Annotated in this window: 19 protein-coding genes; 14 read left to right on the top strand and 5 right to left on the bottom strand. The window is 61.3% G+C overall.

From position 1 onward, the window contains the following. The first annotated feature begins 6 nt into the window (after positions 1–6). The 4 genes from OK438_02175 to OK438_02160 are packed head-to-tail and all read left to right on the top strand — an operon-like array spanning position 7 to position 4,092. On the top strand, positions 7–456 hold the full coding sequence (locus tag OK438_02175; protein MDA4124249.1) for a 30S ribosomal protein S15: 450 nt from the start codon (positions 7–9) through the stop codon (positions 454–456). An 18-nt stretch (positions 457–474) separates the two neighbouring features. Then, positions 475–1,884, top strand: coding sequence for a DHH family phosphoesterase (locus tag OK438_02170; protein MDA4124248.1), 1,410 nt, complete (start codon positions 475–477; stop codon positions 1,882–1,884). Further along, positions 1,878–3,434, top strand: a complete 1,557-nt coding sequence (gene serS / locus OK438_02165) for a serine--tRNA ligase (GenBank protein ID MDA4124247.1) — start codon at positions 1,878–1,880, stop codon at positions 3,432–3,434. The genes OK438_02170 and serS overlap by 7 nt, the downstream gene beginning before the upstream one ends. 34 nt (positions 3,435–3,468) lie before the next feature. After that, a complete protein-coding gene (locus OK438_02160; GenBank protein MDA4124246.1) occupies positions 3,469–4,092 on the top strand; it encodes a 30S ribosomal protein S3ae in 624 nt (207 codons plus the stop codon). On the opposite strand, the gene OK438_02155 is transcribed toward OK438_02160, so the two are convergent. After that, positions 4,072–5,277: a redox-regulated ATPase YchF gene (locus tag OK438_02155; protein MDA4124245.1), complete on the bottom strand. Its 1,206-nt coding sequence runs from the start codon at positions 5,275–5,277 to the stop codon at positions 4,072–4,074. The genes OK438_02160 and OK438_02155 overlap by 21 nt on opposite strands. Before the next feature lie 53 nt (positions 5,278–5,330). Here OK438_02155 and OK438_02150 point away from each other — a divergent pair, with 53 nt between their 5' ends. Genes OK438_02150 through OK438_02140 form a run of 3 tightly spaced genes read left to right on the top strand, consistent with a single transcriptional unit; the run spans position 5,331 to position 7,938 of the window. Next, entirely contained in the window at positions 5,331–6,515 is a 1,185-nt protein-coding gene (locus tag OK438_02150; protein MDA4124244.1) for an NAD(P)/FAD-dependent oxidoreductase, read from the top strand. Positions 6,516–6,519: 4 nt separating this feature from the next. Continuing rightward, entirely contained in the window at positions 6,520–7,431 is a 912-nt protein-coding gene (locus OK438_02145; protein ID MDA4124243.1) for a hydroxyacid dehydrogenase, read from the top strand. Positions 7,432–7,476: 45 nt separating this feature from the next. Further along, complete coding sequence (locus tag OK438_02140) at positions 7,477–7,938, top strand: 50S ribosomal protein L15e (protein MDA4124242.1); 462 nt, start codon at positions 7,477–7,479, stop codon at positions 7,936–7,938. Position 7,939: 1 nt separating this feature from the next. Here the strand turns inward: OK438_02140 and OK438_02135 are convergent, their stop codons facing one another. Genes OK438_02135 through pth2 form a run of 3 tightly spaced genes read right to left on the bottom strand, consistent with a single transcriptional unit; the run spans position 7,940 to position 10,597 of the window. Further along, on the bottom strand, positions 7,940–8,935 hold the full coding sequence (locus OK438_02135) for an NAD(P)/FAD-dependent oxidoreductase (protein ID MDA4124241.1): 996 nt from the start codon (positions 8,933–8,935) through the stop codon (positions 7,940–7,942). Between the two features lie 49 nt (positions 8,936–8,984). Next, a complete protein-coding gene (locus OK438_02130) occupies positions 8,985–10,253 on the bottom strand; it encodes a tRNA pseudouridine(13) synthase TruD (GenBank protein MDA4124240.1) in 1,269 nt (422 codons plus the stop codon). Further along, a complete protein-coding gene (pth2, locus tag OK438_02125) occupies positions 10,250–10,597 on the bottom strand; it encodes a peptidyl-tRNA hydrolase Pth2 (protein MDA4124239.1) in 348 nt (115 codons plus the stop codon). Before pth2 ends, OK438_02130 begins: the two co-directional genes overlap by 4 nt. A gap of 63 nt (positions 10,598–10,660) precedes the next feature. On the opposite strand from pth2, the gene OK438_02120 reads away from it, so the two are divergent. The 6 genes from OK438_02120 (at position 10,661) to OK438_02095 (ending at position 14,706) form a co-directional block, all read left to right on the top strand. Further along, entirely contained in the window at positions 10,661–11,809 is a 1,149-nt protein-coding gene (locus OK438_02120; protein ID MDA4124238.1) for an NAD(P)/FAD-dependent oxidoreductase, read from the top strand. Between the two features lie 56 nt (positions 11,810–11,865). After that, positions 11,866–12,048 carry a zinc finger domain-containing protein gene (locus OK438_02115; protein MDA4124237.1) on the top strand — a complete coding sequence of 61 codons (183 nt, stop codon included), beginning with the start codon at positions 11,866–11,868 and terminating at the stop codon, positions 12,046–12,048. Positions 12,049–12,058: 10 nt separating this feature from the next. Further along, positions 12,059–12,349: an elongation factor 1-beta gene (locus OK438_02110; protein MDA4124236.1), complete on the top strand. Its 291-nt coding sequence runs from the start codon at positions 12,059–12,061 to the stop codon at positions 12,347–12,349. A gap of 71 nt (positions 12,350–12,420) precedes the next feature. Then, a complete protein-coding gene (locus OK438_02105; protein ID MDA4124235.1) occupies positions 12,421–12,669 on the top strand; it encodes a hypothetical protein in 249 nt (82 codons plus the stop codon). 28 nt (positions 12,670–12,697) lie between these two features. Beyond that, positions 12,698–13,723: a flap endonuclease-1 gene (fen, locus tag OK438_02100; protein MDA4124234.1), complete on the top strand. Its 1,026-nt coding sequence runs from the start codon at positions 12,698–12,700 to the stop codon at positions 13,721–13,723. Then, positions 13,711–14,706 carry a threonine/serine dehydratase gene (locus OK438_02095; GenBank protein MDA4124233.1) on the top strand — a complete coding sequence of 332 codons (996 nt, stop codon included), beginning with the start codon at positions 13,711–13,713 and terminating at the stop codon, positions 14,704–14,706. The genes fen and OK438_02095 overlap by 13 nt, the downstream gene beginning before the upstream one ends. Here the strand turns inward: OK438_02095 and OK438_02090 are convergent. Then, positions 14,678–15,280, bottom strand: coding sequence for a hydroxyacylglutathione hydrolase family protein (locus tag OK438_02090; protein ID MDA4124232.1), 603 nt, complete (start codon positions 15,278–15,280; stop codon positions 14,678–14,680). The genes OK438_02095 and OK438_02090 overlap by 29 nt on opposite strands. Positions 15,281–15,352: 72 nt before the next feature. Between OK438_02090 and OK438_02085 the strand changes: the two genes are divergently transcribed. Continuing rightward, a complete protein-coding gene (locus tag OK438_02085; protein ID MDA4124231.1) occupies positions 15,353–15,841 on the top strand; it encodes an acyl-CoA thioesterase in 489 nt (162 codons plus the stop codon). Position 15,842 lies beyond the last annotated feature (1 nt).

The following is a 15,842-nucleotide window of genomic DNA, read 5'->3' as shown; positions in this document are numbered from 1 at the left end:
CTAGAATTGGCGAGGATTCACTCTCATAGGCACGGAAAGTCGCACCAGACCAGGCCGACCAGCAAAGTTGCGCCAAGCTGGGTGGCCACCAGCCCCGAGGAGGTGAAGGCGATCATACTCAAGCTGGCCAAGGAGGGGGTGCCCCCGAGCAAGATAGGCCTCGCCCTCAGGGACGACTACGGCGTGCCCCTGGCAAAGCAGCTCCTAGGCAAGTCGATCGGCGAAGTGTTGGTCGAAGGGAAGGCCGCGCCCAAGATGCCTCAGGACCTGCAGGACCTGATCGACCGCGCACACAGGGTCCAGAAGCACCTGGGGGTGCACAAGAGCGACAGGGAGAACGTCCATTCACTCGAACTCGTCGAGGCCAAGATCTATAGGCTATCGAAGTTCTACCGAGGCAAGGGCATCCTCCCGCAGGACTTCAAGTACACGGCAGTCGTCGCCCAGCTCGCCTAGCGAGGCCAGGCGCACCAGTTGGCCGACACCGAAGGCCTCCTGACCAGGTACAGGTCTCTCTCCCCCGAGCTCCTGAAGCTCTGCACCAGCGGCAAACGGGTCCTCGTAGTGACTCACATCGACGCAGACGGCCTGGCAAGCGGTTCCATCGTCTTCACCTCGCTGATGAGGAAGGGAGGGAACGTCACCCTTCGGACAGTCCCGGACCTCGACCCCAAGACGATCAGGGCGCTCGCTGACCAGAAGTTCGACTACTACATATTCACGGACCTGGCCTCCACTCTGGTTTCCGAACTCGAAGCCATCATCGACGGGAGGTTCCTGACCATCGACCACCATCAGCTTTCCAAGGAAGACATGCCGAAGCCCTCGGTCGTGAACGCCTGGACCTACGGGTTCGACGGGGGGACCGAGGCGTGCTCGTCGGCCATGGCCTACTTCTTCGCATCCTCCCTCGACCCCTCGAACACCGACCTTTCTCCCCTGGCCGTGGTCGGCGCAGTGGCAGACAGGCAGGACCAGGGCCCCGGCAGGTCGCTCACGGGCCTGAACAGGGCTGCCATGGAAGAGGCCCAGTCGGCCGGGCTCCTGGGGGTCTCGAAGGACCTTATGTTCACCGGCAGGGAGACCCGGCCTGTTCACGAAGCGGTGGCGCTCACATCGACCCCCTTCATGCGGGGAGTGACCGGCAGCAAGGACGCGGTCCTGGCTGCGCTACACCAGTCGGGGCTACAGCTGAAGGACGGCGGGACCTGGCGCACGATCTCCTCGCTCTCCTCTGACGAGAAGATGAAATTGACCGAGGTGATCGCGGGCATGTTGGGTTCTGCGGAGGGGGCGACAGACGCCATCGCCGGCCTGGTGGGTGAGGTCTATACCCTCAGCTTCGAGGACTCCTTCACCCCCCTCAGGGACGCACGAGAATTCGGGACCCTGCTCAACGCATGCGGAAGGATGGGGAGCGCGGGGACAGGGGTCGCAGTCTGCCTGGGGGACAGGACTGACTCCCTGAAGGCAGCCATGAGGACCCTTGTCGAATACCGCTCAGGGTTGAACAAGGCCCTCGACGACCTCGCAGGCGAGCCAGCTAGGACGGTCCAACGCCCGAATTTCGTGTTTGTCAACGGAGAGGGGCTGGTCGACGAACGGATACTGGGTCCGGTCATATCCATCCTGACTTCCTCGCCGGGGCTCAAGGACAAGGTAGTCGTCGGATGCGCCTCGAGCGGGGACTCGGAACTCAAGATCTCGTCCCGGGTCGGAGATTTCTACGCTGGACATGTGAATCTCGCCCTCGTCATGCATGACGCGGCTGACTCAGTGAATGGAGTGGGAGGGGGGCACACCATGGCCGCAGGCGCCAAGATCCCAGTCGGCATGGCCGAGGCGTTCCTCAGGGCAGTGGACGAGAGAACAGCACAATGTTGACGAAGATCAGACTGTCTGTCCGATGCAGCAGCAAACAGGTCCGAGACAGTCTGGACGACGTCCTCGCGCCCGACAACCTGGGAGGGCCGAAGGGGATGCGCTTCTCGGTGGTCCGCAAAGAGAGGTCCCTCAACTTCCAGATATCCTCAGCGACTGCGGCTACCTCGCTTTCGACAGCCATCTCCCTCCTGAACGACGTCTCCCTATTTCAGGAGGTATGGCTTTTATCGAGACAGTTGGACGCCTCCGAGCATGGAGCCGCCCTCTCCTTGATGGACGTCAAGCTCATCCGCGAATCCCCTGAATCGGTGGTCAGGAGCCTCCGGCGGAGGGGAACCCCCCAGAAAGCCGCTCTCGTCGAGGAGGCGGCCCAGGCAGACGCCGACTGGAGGAAGCTCAAGACCGAGGCGGACAGGCTCAGGCACAGGCAGAACGAGCTTACGGGCGAGGTGGCCGCGGTGAAGAAGAAGGGCGAATCCATCGACGCAAAGCTCGCTGAAATCAAGGACATCCCGAGGGAGATAAAGGACCTCGACGCCAGGGCAGACGAGCGGTACGCCCGCCTTTCCAAGATCCTCCTGAGCCTTCCCAACATCCTACACGATAGCGTCCCCGAGGGGAAGGACGAGTCACAGAACGTGACCGTCAGGTCCTGGGGCAAGCAGCCGAAGTTCGATTTCAAACCCAAGGACCACATCGACGTCCTTTCGGCCCTGGGAATGGTCGACATGGAGAGGGCAGCCAAAGTGGCGGGGGCCAGGTTCTCATTCCTGATGGGGGACGCCGTGAAGCTCGAGCACGCGATAATGCAGTACGCCCTCGACTTCCTGATGGCCCGGGGGTTCACCGCAGTCGAGCCACCTTTCATGCTGAACAGGTCCTCCTACGAGGGGGTCGTCAACCTGGACGACTTCGGACCGGTCATCTACAAGCTGGAAGGGGAGGACCTCCACCTCATCGCCACCTCAGAGCATCCGCTGGTGTCGATGCACAGGGACGAGATCCTCGAAGCCTCGGACCTCCCCATCAAGTATTGCGGCTTCAGTCCCTGCTTCAGGGTCGAGGCTGGGGCCCACGGGAGGGACACGAAGGGAATCTTCAGGGTCCACCAGTTCTACAAGGTTGAACAGGTCGTCTTCAGCAAGCCGGAGGAGAGCTGGAAGCTCCACGAGGAGCTCGTCTCCAACGCTGAACAGATCTACCAGGCCCTGGGGATCCCCTACAGGGTGATCGCGCTCTGCAGCGGCGACACTGGGTTCATGTCCGCAAAGACCTACGACCTGGAAGCCTGGCTCCCTAGCCAGGGGAACTACAGGGAGATGGCCTCAGCAAGCAACGTCACCGATTTCCAGGCCCGCCGCCTCCTGATTCGGTACAGGGAGAAACAGAACGTCCCAACGACCCTGGTGCACACCCTCAACTCGTCCGCAGTCGTCACGAGGACCCTGGTCGCGCTCGTCGAGAACTTCCAGCAGAAGGACGGCTCCGTGAAGATACCCAAGGTCCTGGGCCCCTACATGGGGGGCGTCGAATCGCTCCAGCGGCAATGAGGTTATAAACGGGACACGGGCGAGGCGCCTCTGAATGCCGAAGAAAGTCGCCAAGGTGAGAGACAAGTGGAAGCTGAAGTCCTGGGTCGTAGTCACAGCGTCTCCATCCTTTGGAAGTGCACCCATAGCGCGCGTCCCCCTAACAGACATTGAGAAACCCCTCGGCCGGGTCATAGAGACCACCCTCTACGACATCCTGAAGCAGGACCCTCAGCACTACAGCTTCAAGCTCTTCTTCCAGATCGACAAGGTGGAGAACGAGACAGCCTCCACGGTCTTCAAGGGGCACGAATACTCCCGGGAGTTCCTCAGAAGCCTGATCAGGAGAGGGTCGTCCATGTCCGACTTCATCAGGGACTACACCACCAAGGACGGCTTTATCGTAAGGGTCTACTGCACCGCCCTCTCTCAGGGCAAGATGAACAGCTCGAAGAAACACGACCTCAGGGTGATAATGGACAGGGTGATCGCCGAGAGGGCTGCAAGCCTCACCTACGACCAGCTTGCCCAGGAGCTCGTCCTCCAGAAGGTCGCGTCCGACGTCTACAACGAGGCAAAGAAGGTCACTCACCTGAGACACGTCGGCGTCAGGAAGAGCAAGCTCGTCTTCAGGCCGGAACAGAAGAAGGCGGAGCCCCTAGCCCCGCTTGCCGCTTGAGACGATCTTCACAATATCTCGGTTCGCCAGCTTGTGGTCTGCAGAGAGCCTTTTTCCCGTTCTAGCGTCGATGGCGTAAAGGAAGGTCTCCGCCAATTCGCTGTGCACGGTCCTGGCCAGGTCCAGCGATGTCGACCCTCCCCTCATCACGAAGGCGTCGGGGAGGACGTCCCCGTCCTTGTTGGAGAGCTTGGCCTCGTCCTCGACCGGGAACACGACTACGGCGCTTAGCAGGCCGAAGTATGCTTCGTTTATGGCCTGTTGCACGCCAGTCCCGCCGTAGATCTTCATCACCTCCTTGTCCACCATTCTCAGCGCGTTTGTCTGAGCCGCGCTCAGCTTCTCGGCAGACGGGACGGAGAAGCTGGGGTCTCCGGGAACATACTGAACGAGGCCATGTTCGGCGGCTCTCCGCAGAAGGAGTTCAGCCTCCGCAGCGCACGGAACCACATTGCGCCCCGTCTCCTTGAGCCGCCCGATGTTCGGAGCGGAGGTAGGAAGGTCGGCCTTGTTGGCTGCGATCAGCGAGGGCTTGGTCAGCTTCCTGATCTCCAAGACAAGCTGCATGAGCTGCTCTTCAGTCCAGGAGCTCGGCTTCTCGGTCCTGAAATGGAGGTGCAAGACCGCCTGCTCAACGTCGGCGAACGAGACAGAAAGGCCCGAAAGCCTGTCGGCTACGTGCTCCACCACCTTCCCCCCTGTTTGTTCGAGGATCTTGGTCGCCCTCTCCCAGTCCTTCCTCAGGAGGCCAAAAACCCAGAGGTCGAACTCGCGCTCGACCATCTCCAGGTCTCTGATCGGGTCGTGAGACCCCGGCGTGACCTTCCGCCCTTCTTCGTCCGTGGAGCCCGAAGCGTCCACAACGTGAATCAGGGCGTCTGCCTGCCTCACCTCGTCCAGGAACTTGTTCCCAAGCCCCCTCCCTTCGGAAGCACCTTCCACCAGACCTGCGACGTCGACGAGCTTCACCGGAATCAGCCGCGCCCCGTCGACGCAGACCGAGTTCTTCGGCCTGTCCTTCACCCCCATCTCCTTGCACACGCACTTCGTCCTGAGGTACGCCACCCCGACGTTGGGCTGTATCGTCGTGAAAGGGTAGTCTGCTATCGGAACGTCCTTCAGGGTCGCGGCTGCGAAGAAGGTGGACTTCCCGACATTAGGTTTGCCGACGACTCCCACAAGCACATCCGACGGCGTACCCCTGCCCGTTATAACCGTCAATCTTCCTCGTCCGTCAGATGACACGCGTGTGCGTCGTGGGAGGCGGCAGGGCGGGACTCTCTGCCTGCGCTGAAGCAGCGACGAACGGCGACGAGGTCAGCCTTTTCGAGAGGGGCCCGCTCTCCGGCTCAGAAGGACATGTCGCGATGCTCGAGTCCCAGGGCGTCCAAATCAGGACTGAGGAGCCGGTCCTCAGCGTCGGGGCCTCCTACATGGCGACTCCTCGGGGCAGCGTTGCGTTCGATTCCGTCGTAATCGCGACTGGATGCAGGCCCCTCCGCAGGCCCTTCCCCGGCCACAAGAAGGCTGGGGTCATCCTCCTCGACCATCCAGATTCCCTCATAGAGAAGGGGATGGACCGCCCCGGCGCTCACAGGGTAGTTGTCTCCGGCTCAGGCCTTCCAGCCCTGAGGGTCGCCGACAGGCTTGCAGTCGCCGGGCGGAGGGTGACTCTGCTGACCAACCGGCCCGCCCCTCAGGCGTTCCTCAACCCCGAAGTCTCGTCTCAGCTCCGGGGGGCCGCCGAAGAGAGAGGGGTCTCGATCCTGGACTCGGAGCTCGCAAGAGTCCTCGGCCTCGAAGAAGTCGAGGCGGTCTTGGCCGGAGGGTCGCTCATCCCCTGCGACCTCCTTGTCATCGTCCCGGCGATGGTGCCCAACGTGCCCATGGTTCAGGCAGAGCAGGACTCGAGTGGCGCCATCCTGGTGGATTCCCTCCTGAAGGCAGGTTCGCCGGGAGTATTCGCTGCAGGAGAGTGCGCCTGTCTCCGCCCCGATGGAATCTCTCATGGAATCATCCCGGCCTCGGCCGCCCGCTCTTCGGGACGGGTCGCTGGAGCCAACGCCTCGGGACAAAGGGTTCACTTCCGCCTCCACCTGGGGTTCGAGGCCGAGGTCTTCGGGGTCAGGCTAACCTCGGTAGGGATGAGCCTGGAAGAGGCCACGGGTGAAGGGTTCGACCCCCGGGAGGTCAGGATGTCTACAGCCGAAGGCCTCTGCTTGATAGTCTACGATAGACGCGATTCTGGGGTCCTCGGAGCCCAGTTGGTCGGAAGGCCCGGCGCGAAGGTCCTCGAGTTTCTATCTCAAGCAGTTTCGCAGCGCGCTCCCCTCGCGGCCCTGGCCTACCAGGGGGCGTGGGATTCAACCGATATATCGCTCGTTTCGGAGACCGCAAGGGAGGGGCTGAGGCGGGCGCAATGATGCCATGACAAAGATTCTGATCTGCGACCAGGTGGAGGTCGACAGCCTCGCACTGGGAGACTCTATCGACGTGGACTACCGGCCTTCGATCACCCGCGAGGAGCTACTCGAAACAGTCGGACCGTACGACGCCCTCATAGTCAGGAGCAGGACCAAGGTGGACAGGGACCTCATCGACCGGGCGTCTAGTCTGAAGCTCGTCGCCAGGCCGGGAACCGGCCTCGACAACGTGGACGTGGAATACGCGAAATCCAAGGGAATCCAGGTGGTCAACAGTCCAGAGTCTCTCGTGGAGGCTGTCTCCGAGCACGTAGTCCTCCTGATGCTCGCGCTCAGCAGGAAGCTGGTGGAGGCGGACCAGAGCATCAAAGCCGGCAGGTGGGAGAAGAACTCGCTCATGGGGACGGAGCTGAAGGGCAAGACGCTCGGGATCGTCGGCCTGGGGAGGATCGGGAGGCGGATCGCCGAGATAGCCGGCACCCTCGGGATGCACGTCCTGATTTACGACGTGATTGCAATACCTGACGAGGTCATTTCGAAGCTGCACGCCCGCGTCGTCCTACTGGACGAGCTTTTCGCATCCTCGGACTACGTGACCCTCCACGTCCCGCTCACGGCTGAAAGCAGGCACATGGTGGACTCCGAAAGACTATCTGGGATGAAGAAGAGTGCGTTCTTGATCAACACGTCCAGAGGCGGTGTCGTGGACGAGGATAGTCTGGCAGCCGCCCTGGCCGCCGGGCAGATGGGAGGCGCGGCTCTGGACGTGTTCGAGCACGAGCCCCCCTCGGGCGCAATCCTGAAGGCCCCGAACACCATTCTCACCCCCCACATCGGCGGCCAGACCGAGGAGGCCCAGGCCGACGCGATCGCGGTCATCGGCGCCAAGGTCAGGACTTTCTTCGAAAAGTCATAGTAACGCTCAGAACGTTTATTTGCTGACTTAGGGCGAGGCGCCCAGATGCCCATGTACCAGCAGATCTCGAAGACCTGGCAGGCCATCTTCCATGAGAAGGCCGCTGACATCAGAGTCCGCGCAGTCCAGCTGAGGAAAGAGCCAGCCATGTTGAGGGTAGACCGTCCCTGGAGACTGGACAGGGCCAGGGCCCTAGGTTACAAAGCGAAGGAGGGTGTGGTTGTGGTGCGCATCAGGGTCTCGAGGGGAGGGATGAGAAAGCAACGGCCGACCTCCGGAAGGAGGCCGAAGCACATGGGTGTTCTGAAGATCAAGTCCGACGTATCCTCACAGACCGTCGCCGAAAGGAGAGTTTCAGAAAGGTACCCGAACATGAGCCTGCTCGGCTCCTACCCGGTGTGGCATGACGGAAGGTTCGCATGGTTCGAGTGCATCCTCGTCGACCCGCTACATCCGGCAGTGAAGAAAGACTATAACTTCGGAAGGGCGCTCGGCACGGTCAGCTGAGCTACTTCTTCATCTCGCTGCTGTGCCCGGGGAATATCTTAGAGTTCGGGTCCACGTAGGCCTTCGCAACGTTCACCGCGAGAGCTGCCTGGGCATAGCCCGTCGCAATCAGGTTCAGCTTCACCCCGTCGAGGGGCCCGGCGATGTCCCCTGCCACGTAGACTCCGGGGATGCTCGTCTCCATTTTCCCGTTGGCCGCGATCTCTCTTCCCGAGATCTCCAACCCCCAGTTCTTTATGGGACCCAAGTCGGCTCTGAAGCCTATGTTCACGAGTATGACGTCGACGTCCAACGTGGTCTCTGCCTGGGACCGGTTGTCGAAGACGACGACTTGGTTGATCTTCGAACCGTCTCCTACCACCCTCCTGACTTCGTAGAACAGCTTGACCTCGACCCCTGATTTCATCAGCTCTACCACGCTCCCTTCGTGCGCCCTGAAGACGTCCCTCCTGTGGACGAGGGTGATCTTCCTCGCCGTTTCCTTGATGTTGAGGGCCCAGTCGACGGCCGAGTCGCCGCCCCCCACTATCAGGAGGTTCTTGTCCTTGAAGGCGCTCTTGTCCTTCACGAAGTAGTAGACCCCCTTCCCTTCGTAGTCTGAAGCGCCAGGGGCTTCGAGCCTGTTGGGGGAAAAGGCGCCTACGCCTGCGGCGATTAGGACGGCCTTGCTGTAGTGCTTGGTCCCTTTGTCAGTCCCGAGTTCGATTACGCCGTTATCCTTGTGGAGGGTAGTTACCCGCTCTCCGAGCACCACGGTGGGGTGGTACTGGAAGGCCTGCTCCACCAGGTTCTTCACAAGGTCTTTCGCAAGGATCTTCGTGAACCCCGGGACGTCGAAGATGTACTTCTCAGGGTAGAGCACCGCCACCTGCCCTCCGGGCTCTTCCAGGGCGTCGATGATCTTCGTCTTCATCTGCCTGAGTCCCGCATAGAAGGTCGCGAACAACCCACTTGGGCCCGCACCGACTATGGTCAGGTCGTAAACATCCTGAGACATCGGCTTTCGGAAACGCCGTAAGGGAACGGTGTATAAGCGTTGTCGAGTTCTAGGCGAGCCCGGATGCCTTTGGGTCGGTCGGTTTGATTATCTCCCTGAGCAGGACGGTCGCATATTGCCCTCTGGCCAGGGTGAACCTCAGGGTCGCAGTCGTGCCATCGACCTCAAACCGCCCGTCCCTGAAGGCCATGTGGGCGACCCTGAACCCTCCCTCGGCGCTCGCCTCCTGCATTTCGCGGACGTAGAACTCCCTGGCCGACACCTCCTCCTGACTCATCACCTCCTCGACGCACGAGTCGAACCTCGAACCATAATTCCGGTAGGCAAATCCCGGAATCTGGACCATGGGAAAGGCCGAGTCGGTGCGAGGCTCCCTTACGCCGTGCACTGGCGAAAGGGTGAAACCGCCGTCTCTTGACTCGCTCCAGTTATCTCCGTCCTCAGACTTCGAGATGTCCAACCCCCTCTTCAGCGCAAGACTCAGGGTTCGGTTGAAGATGAAAGACTGGTACGCCTGGGTGTAGAGTCTCCTCAACCTGATCGGAACGGCCCTAAGCGCCCCCACCCAGTCTCCGGGCTTCTGAGACAGCCTCCGGGCCACTCTCTTCTCCACGTCCTGGTGGGCCGGGAGCAACTTCCATCCCTCCCCATAGCGGCCATTCGCCATGGCTTCTTTGGCTAGGCGGGTGTCTTCGTCGTCCCCCGAGCGTGCTTCCGTCAGCATCAGCCTGACTGCTTCTTCGAACTTCCCCTTGACAAGGGCCCTGCCCAACGTGTGCGTTCCGGCCCTTCGGGATCCGAACCTCTGGAGCCCGTAGAAACTGGGCACTTTCATTTCCTCCGCCAGGCCGAAGACATCCTCCACGAGTCCGCCGACCTCCTCGCAGCAGTCTCTGAGGACGACCTCGAACCTGTTCCCTGTCACCGAGCCTTTGGACAAAGGCCGCGGGACGAACCCGAGGAGGGTTGCGGTGAACTTCTCGCGGATTATCGCCTCGGGTCTTTCCGAGCGAAGGCTCGTCGGCGTCACGTACTGGACAGCGACTGCCCTCTTGTCCTTCAGCCCTCCGTAGCTGACCCTGCTCTTCAGGATGTCAGAAAGCTCTCTCTCCATGTGCATCGTGTCGATGGCGCGCTTTTCGACCCGATACAGCGGGTAGTACCCCTCCCGAGGCTCCTTGATGGCTCCAGGTCCTGAGACGAGCTCCTCGACCCTAAAGTCCTCCTCAGAAGACTTGGCACGTGCAGCGCACGGGGGGCCTGAGCTCGCATACGCCTCGACGCCGATCGCCCTGTCCGCATCCGCGACCTCGGTCAAAGCAGCTTGAGCTTCCCGGTTATCCTGTCGATGTCCTCATCCGGTCCGGGCCCTATCCCGAGGCATGTGACCGTGCCAGGCTCAAGCTGGGTGAGCCCCCGGTCTTCAATCAGAGATGCGGGAAGCTTGGCGGCCTTCGCCTTCCTGAAGAGTTCCTGCAGCTCCTCTTCCGACTGGACCTTCAGCACGATCTTCGCCTGACCCCCGTCCTTCCAGTTGTCGAACCATGGCGACCTCCGTCCCATGGCCTGCTCGGCCGCACTCAGAGACGCGTGGGCCGCCTGGGCCGCGAGCTTACCCTTCCCCATCTTGAGGTCCGACCTGACCACTATGGCCTGTTTCATGGCTCCCTTCATTGGAACGGTTATTACGAGTGGGAATAAGCCTTTGCGACGGTTCTACTGGCCTTGGCAACTGATTTCGACATAGTGGTCGCCGGGGGGAGCATCACAGGGCTGACCTTCGCCGCCGAAGCCGCGAACCTAGGACTGACCGTCCTCGTTGCCGAGGAACACCAGGAGATCGGAGAGCCCGAAAAGTGCGATGGCCTGGTCAGTCTCCGCGGCCTGAGGAAGTACGGCTACCTTCCGGAGAAGGACGTGATTCAGAATCAGATCAATTCAGCCCTCGTGCACTCTCCCTTCGGCAAGAACTTCGCAGTCAACGCGACCGCCCTCGAGGTGGTGGTGCTCGACAGGAGCGCCTTCGACAAGCAGGTAGCGAGGGAGGCCGCCTCAAGGGGGGCGAAGATATCGACCGGGGTGCGGGTCGGCGGCTATTCCGAGAAGAGCGACGGTGTTAAGGTAGCCGTGGGCGACAGGGCAGTCTCAGCCAGGTACTACGTCGACGCGACCGGCCCGGCCTCAAGTCCCAGAGGAGGGATACTTCCCGCCGCAAAGTACGAGCTTGAGGGAGAGTGGGTCAGGGAGCGGGTCGTAGAAGTCTTCCTCGATGCAGACCGGTACCCGGCGTTCTTCGCCTGGGTGATACCCTTTGGCCGCGGGAAGGCCAAAGTCGGGGCGGCGGGGATAGGGATCAACCCGTTCAAGGCCCTGGACGCGTTCCTTGCCGACAAGCCTCACAAAGTGCTTCGTCGCGTTTCTGCGCCCATCTATGTGGGGGGGCCCTCTCCGAAGTTCGTTGAGGGCAGGAGGATACTCGTCGGAGAGTCCGCGGGACAGGTGAAGCCGACCACGGCCGGTGGGATCATGACCTCAATCGCGGGAGCCGTCTCTGCGGCGAAGTGGGTCGGAGAGAGCATAAGGCTCGACGATTCCTCCCTACTCGCGGGGTATCAAAGGGAGTGGGAGTCTCTATTCCTGAAGGAGATGAAGACCATGCTCAAGCTTCGGGGCGTCTTCGGAAAGCTGTCCAATTCAGACATGGACGCTCTGGTGGCTGCCATGGCAACGCCCAAGCTCGTCCTCAAGCTTTCGCAGACCGATTTCGACTTTCACGCATCGGCCCTCCTTGGGGCCCTCGGGCTGCCCGGGCTTCTCCGGGTCGCCAGGGTCGTCGCATCAGCAGAGATGCGTTCTCTCATCTCCGAGGCATGAAACCTCCTTTCACTCAGTAATCTATATCTGCCAGCGCCGAAGGGGTTCCCCGAGAAATGTCTCAAGCCACGGCCGCGCTCCCGATCTGCAGCTCTTGCAACCGGCCCATCAAGCCGGCGGAGAGAGCGACCCATTTCCTCTGCCCCAACTGCCACGAGACCCTCATCTGGAGGTCCGAGAAGTGCAGGAAGTTCTCGAGACGGTACAAGTGCGTCAACTGCGGCTTCGAAGGACCCTAGGCTGATTCCCTTGGGTTCCTACGTGATCCGGCTCAAGATTCTTCCCCAGGACACGACGACCGAGCACCAGAAGATCGTTGATTCTGTGGCTATGGCCCTGCCTGCCGAGGCGCAGGTAAGAGGGCACAAAATCGAACCGATAGCCTTCGGCCTCTCTGCCATAATCATGGACATCGTGGCTCCGGAGGAAGAAGGAGAGATCGACAAGGTAGAGGCGGCGGTGACAGGCGCTCCCCTGGTCGGCCAGTCAGAATTCATGGGGGTCAGCAGGATGTCCAGCAGGCTCCCCGGTCAGCACTGAATCATTCCTGTAGTCCTTTTATACCGCGCCCGACGCCCTTTCTCCACCGTTTCTGGCACGATGTTTAGACAATGAGATATCCTCTCAGATATGCAGCCTACGAATGGGTAAAGGAGAAGAAGAGCGCCACCGACGACGACCTACTGGAGGCTCTGAACAAGAACGGGAGCAAATGCTCCCCGGACGAGCTGAACAAGCTGCTCATGCAACTGGAGATCCTGGGGCTCATCACTCTGAGATGGGTCAGCAAGGACAAGCGCAGGATCGAGGCGATCGAGAAGCCGACCGAGGACATGCGCATCCCCCGGATAAGCGAATAAATCCGACCGCGGCCAGGCGGCGTCGTCCATGGGCGTCGACTTCGGCGACTCAATCCCAAGAGAGAAGATCCAGCTAGAAGACATCTCCGGCTGGAAGCTCGCAGTCGACGGTTACAACACCCTCTACCAGTTCCTCGCGATAATCCGGGGCATGGACGGAGGGCACCTGAAGGACTCGAAGGGGAGGGTCACTTCCCACATTTCCGGCCTCTTCTACAGGAACGTGAACCTCATGGAGCTCGGCATCAAGCTCGTCTACGTGTTCGACGGCAAGCCCCCCGAGCTGAAGATGGAGGAGATTGAAAGGCGCTCCGCCGTGCGCAGGGAAGCGAAGGACCAGTACCTGAAGGCGCTCCAGGTCGGCGACCTCCCACAGGCCAGAAAGTACGCCGAAGCCTCCACAGTCCTCGGGCGGGACATGGTGTCCGACGCCAAGGAACTCCTGGATGCCATGGGGATCCCATGGGTCGACGCACCTTCCGAGGGAGAGGCGCAGGCCTCCACCATGGCCATGGAAGGTACGGTGAACGCTGTCGCTTCCCAGGACCACGACTCGATCGTCTTCGGCGCCCCCGTCCTCGTCAGGAACGTAACCATCTCCGGCAAGAGGCGCCTCCCGAGCAAGGGAATAGTAATCAACGTCCTACCCGAGCGGATCAGACTGGCTGACGTCCTATCGTCTACGGGCCTCACCAGAGAACAACTCGTCGACTTCGCGATCCTGCTGGGGACAGACTTCAACCCTGACGGATTCGAAGGGGTGGGCCCCGCCACTGCGTTGAAGTATCTCAAGAAATACGGCAAGCTCGAGGACATCAAGGAGCTGAAGGATTCTCTTCAACAGGTCCGGTTCCAGGAGATAAGGAGTCTCTACCTGAACGCCCCTAGCGTCAAGGGCGTGAACCCTGATTGGAGGCCTTTCGACAGAGACAGGCTCATGTCCTTCCTCGTCGGAGAGCATTCCTTCTCCCGCGAAAGGGTCGAGTCTGCCATCGGCAGAATCCAGTCCGCCAAGGCCCCCCCGACCGAAACCCTGGAGAAGTGGTTCGGCTGAGTCAGACGGGCCTTCCGACCCTGAGAGACATCGAACAGGCAGAAGCCAGGATCCGGAAGTACATTCCCGAAACGCCCCTGGAATACTCGAAAGGGGTCTCGAACCTACTCGGACGCGAGGCGTACCTCAAGCTCGAGACATTCCAGCCCATCCGCGTCTTCAAGATCCGGGGCGCGCTCAACAAACTGCAGTGCCTGGGGGATTCAGACCTAGGCAAGGGCGTGCTCACGGCCTCGTCCGGAAACCACGGCTTCGCCATCGCCTACGCATCTAGGATCTTCGGAGTGAAGGCCACCATCTGCGTCCCTCAGAACGTCAACCCCCAGAAGCTAAGTGCGATCGAGGAGCAGGGGGCGGAAATCGTCAGGTTCGGCAGCGGCTACGATGAAACCTATGAGCACGCCGTATCCACCGCCGCGAAGAGAGGCCTGACCTTCATCCACGCCTTCAACGACAGGGACATAATCGCCGGACAGGGGACCTGCGGCCTCGAGATGAGTAGGCAACTCCCGGACATGGACAGCGCCGCGGTGGCCATCGGCGGAGGTGGGCTGATCTCTGGCATCGCCATCGCCCTCAAAGAGTCCCTGGACAGGGTCAGGGTCTACGGCGCCGAGACCGTTGCCATACCTTCGATGTACGAATCCTTGCAGAAGGGTTCGAGGGTCCACGTGGACCCGAAGAAGACGATAGCCGACGGCATGCAGGCGGCCATCCCAGGGGAGCTGACCTTCGAAGCCGCGACAAGGTACGTCGACAGGGTCGGCCTTGTTACGGACCTCCAGCTGGAGGACGCGATCTACGACCTCCTGACCCTCGGAAGGGTCCTGTCCGAGCCCGCCGGCGCCTCCCCCCTCGCCGCCATGAAGGGGCCTCTCAGAGAGGAGGTGGGGGAAGAGATCGTGCTCGTAGTCAGCGGCGGGAACATCTCAGTCCAGCTCCTCTCTTCGATTCTTACGAGAAAAGCGAAAGAAAGCTCTTGAGGTCCGCCGCCATCAGGAACGGGTTGGCCGCCTTCTCCTCGCGGAGCGTCCTGAAGGGGACGCCTCCGTAGTCGTGCCCCGGATACATGACGGTCGAGTCCGGAAGCTTCATGATGACTTCGTTGAGGCTCTTGTGCATGGCCTCGGCCCACATCCTGTCGAACCTCCCGATCGTCCCCACGAAGAGTGTGTCTCCGGTGAAGACCTCGCGGCCGTCGTAGAGGCAGACGCTGTCCTCGGTGTGCCCTGGCGTGTGGAGGACCCGCACTCCCTCCCCGCCCAGCTCCAACACCTGTCCGTCTCCGACCCTCAGATCGCATTCGATGGGCGAGTCCTTGTGGGCCACGACCTTCGCGGATAGCTTCTGCGCGAGCTCGGAGATGGTCGAGGTGTGGTCGAAGTGCTCGTGGGTGGCCACGACGAACTTCACCTTGGCGCCTGCTTCGTCCGCCGCCCTGACAATCGGCTCCGTCTCCCATCCGGAGTCGACGACCGCCCCTTCGCGGCTCCTTTCGTCCACCAGCAGGTAAACGAAGTTCGCCATCGTCCCCACGGCAATCTGCTTGACTATCAATCCGGCCCACTGCCCGGGCCTGTGGTCGAGGTATCAACTTTATGAACCTCAGAATGTGCTTCGTTCTCAACGATGGCCCAACCGCGTCCGAAGAGCCCCTCTGAATCCAGCATGGCTACGGCCAGGCTCATGATGCCCACCGACGCCAACGTCGCGGGGAACGTATTCGGCGGCGCGATCATGCGGTACATGGACGAGATAGCAGGGATAGTCGCCTGGCGCCACGCAGGCCGCAACTGCGTGACCGCTTCGATCGATAGGATGGACTTCTACGCCCCGGTCTTCGTCGGCAACCTGCTAATCCTCAAGGCCACGGTGAACTACGTAGGAAGGACGTCGATGGAAGTGGGGGTCAGGATCGAGGCCCAGGACCCTTCGACGCGGAAGAACACCCACACCGGCTCATGCCACCTGACCTTCGTGGCCATCGACGAAAGGGGCAGACCAACTCCAATCCCCAAGCTGATCCCCATCACCAAGGAGGAGAAGCGGCGCTTCCGGGAGGCCCTGGCGAGGAGGAAGCTTAGAGAGGCCGAAGTGACTGTGCCCGAAGGCCACTGAC

The sequence above is a fragment of the Nitrososphaerota archaeon genome, from assembly GCA_027887005.1.
Taxonomy (GTDB): domain Archaea; phylum Thermoproteota; class Nitrososphaeria; order Nitrososphaerales; family Gagatemarchaeaceae; genus UBA183.
Note: the sequence above shows the minus strand (reverse complement) of the source record. Positions and strands in the feature narration are given on the sequence as shown.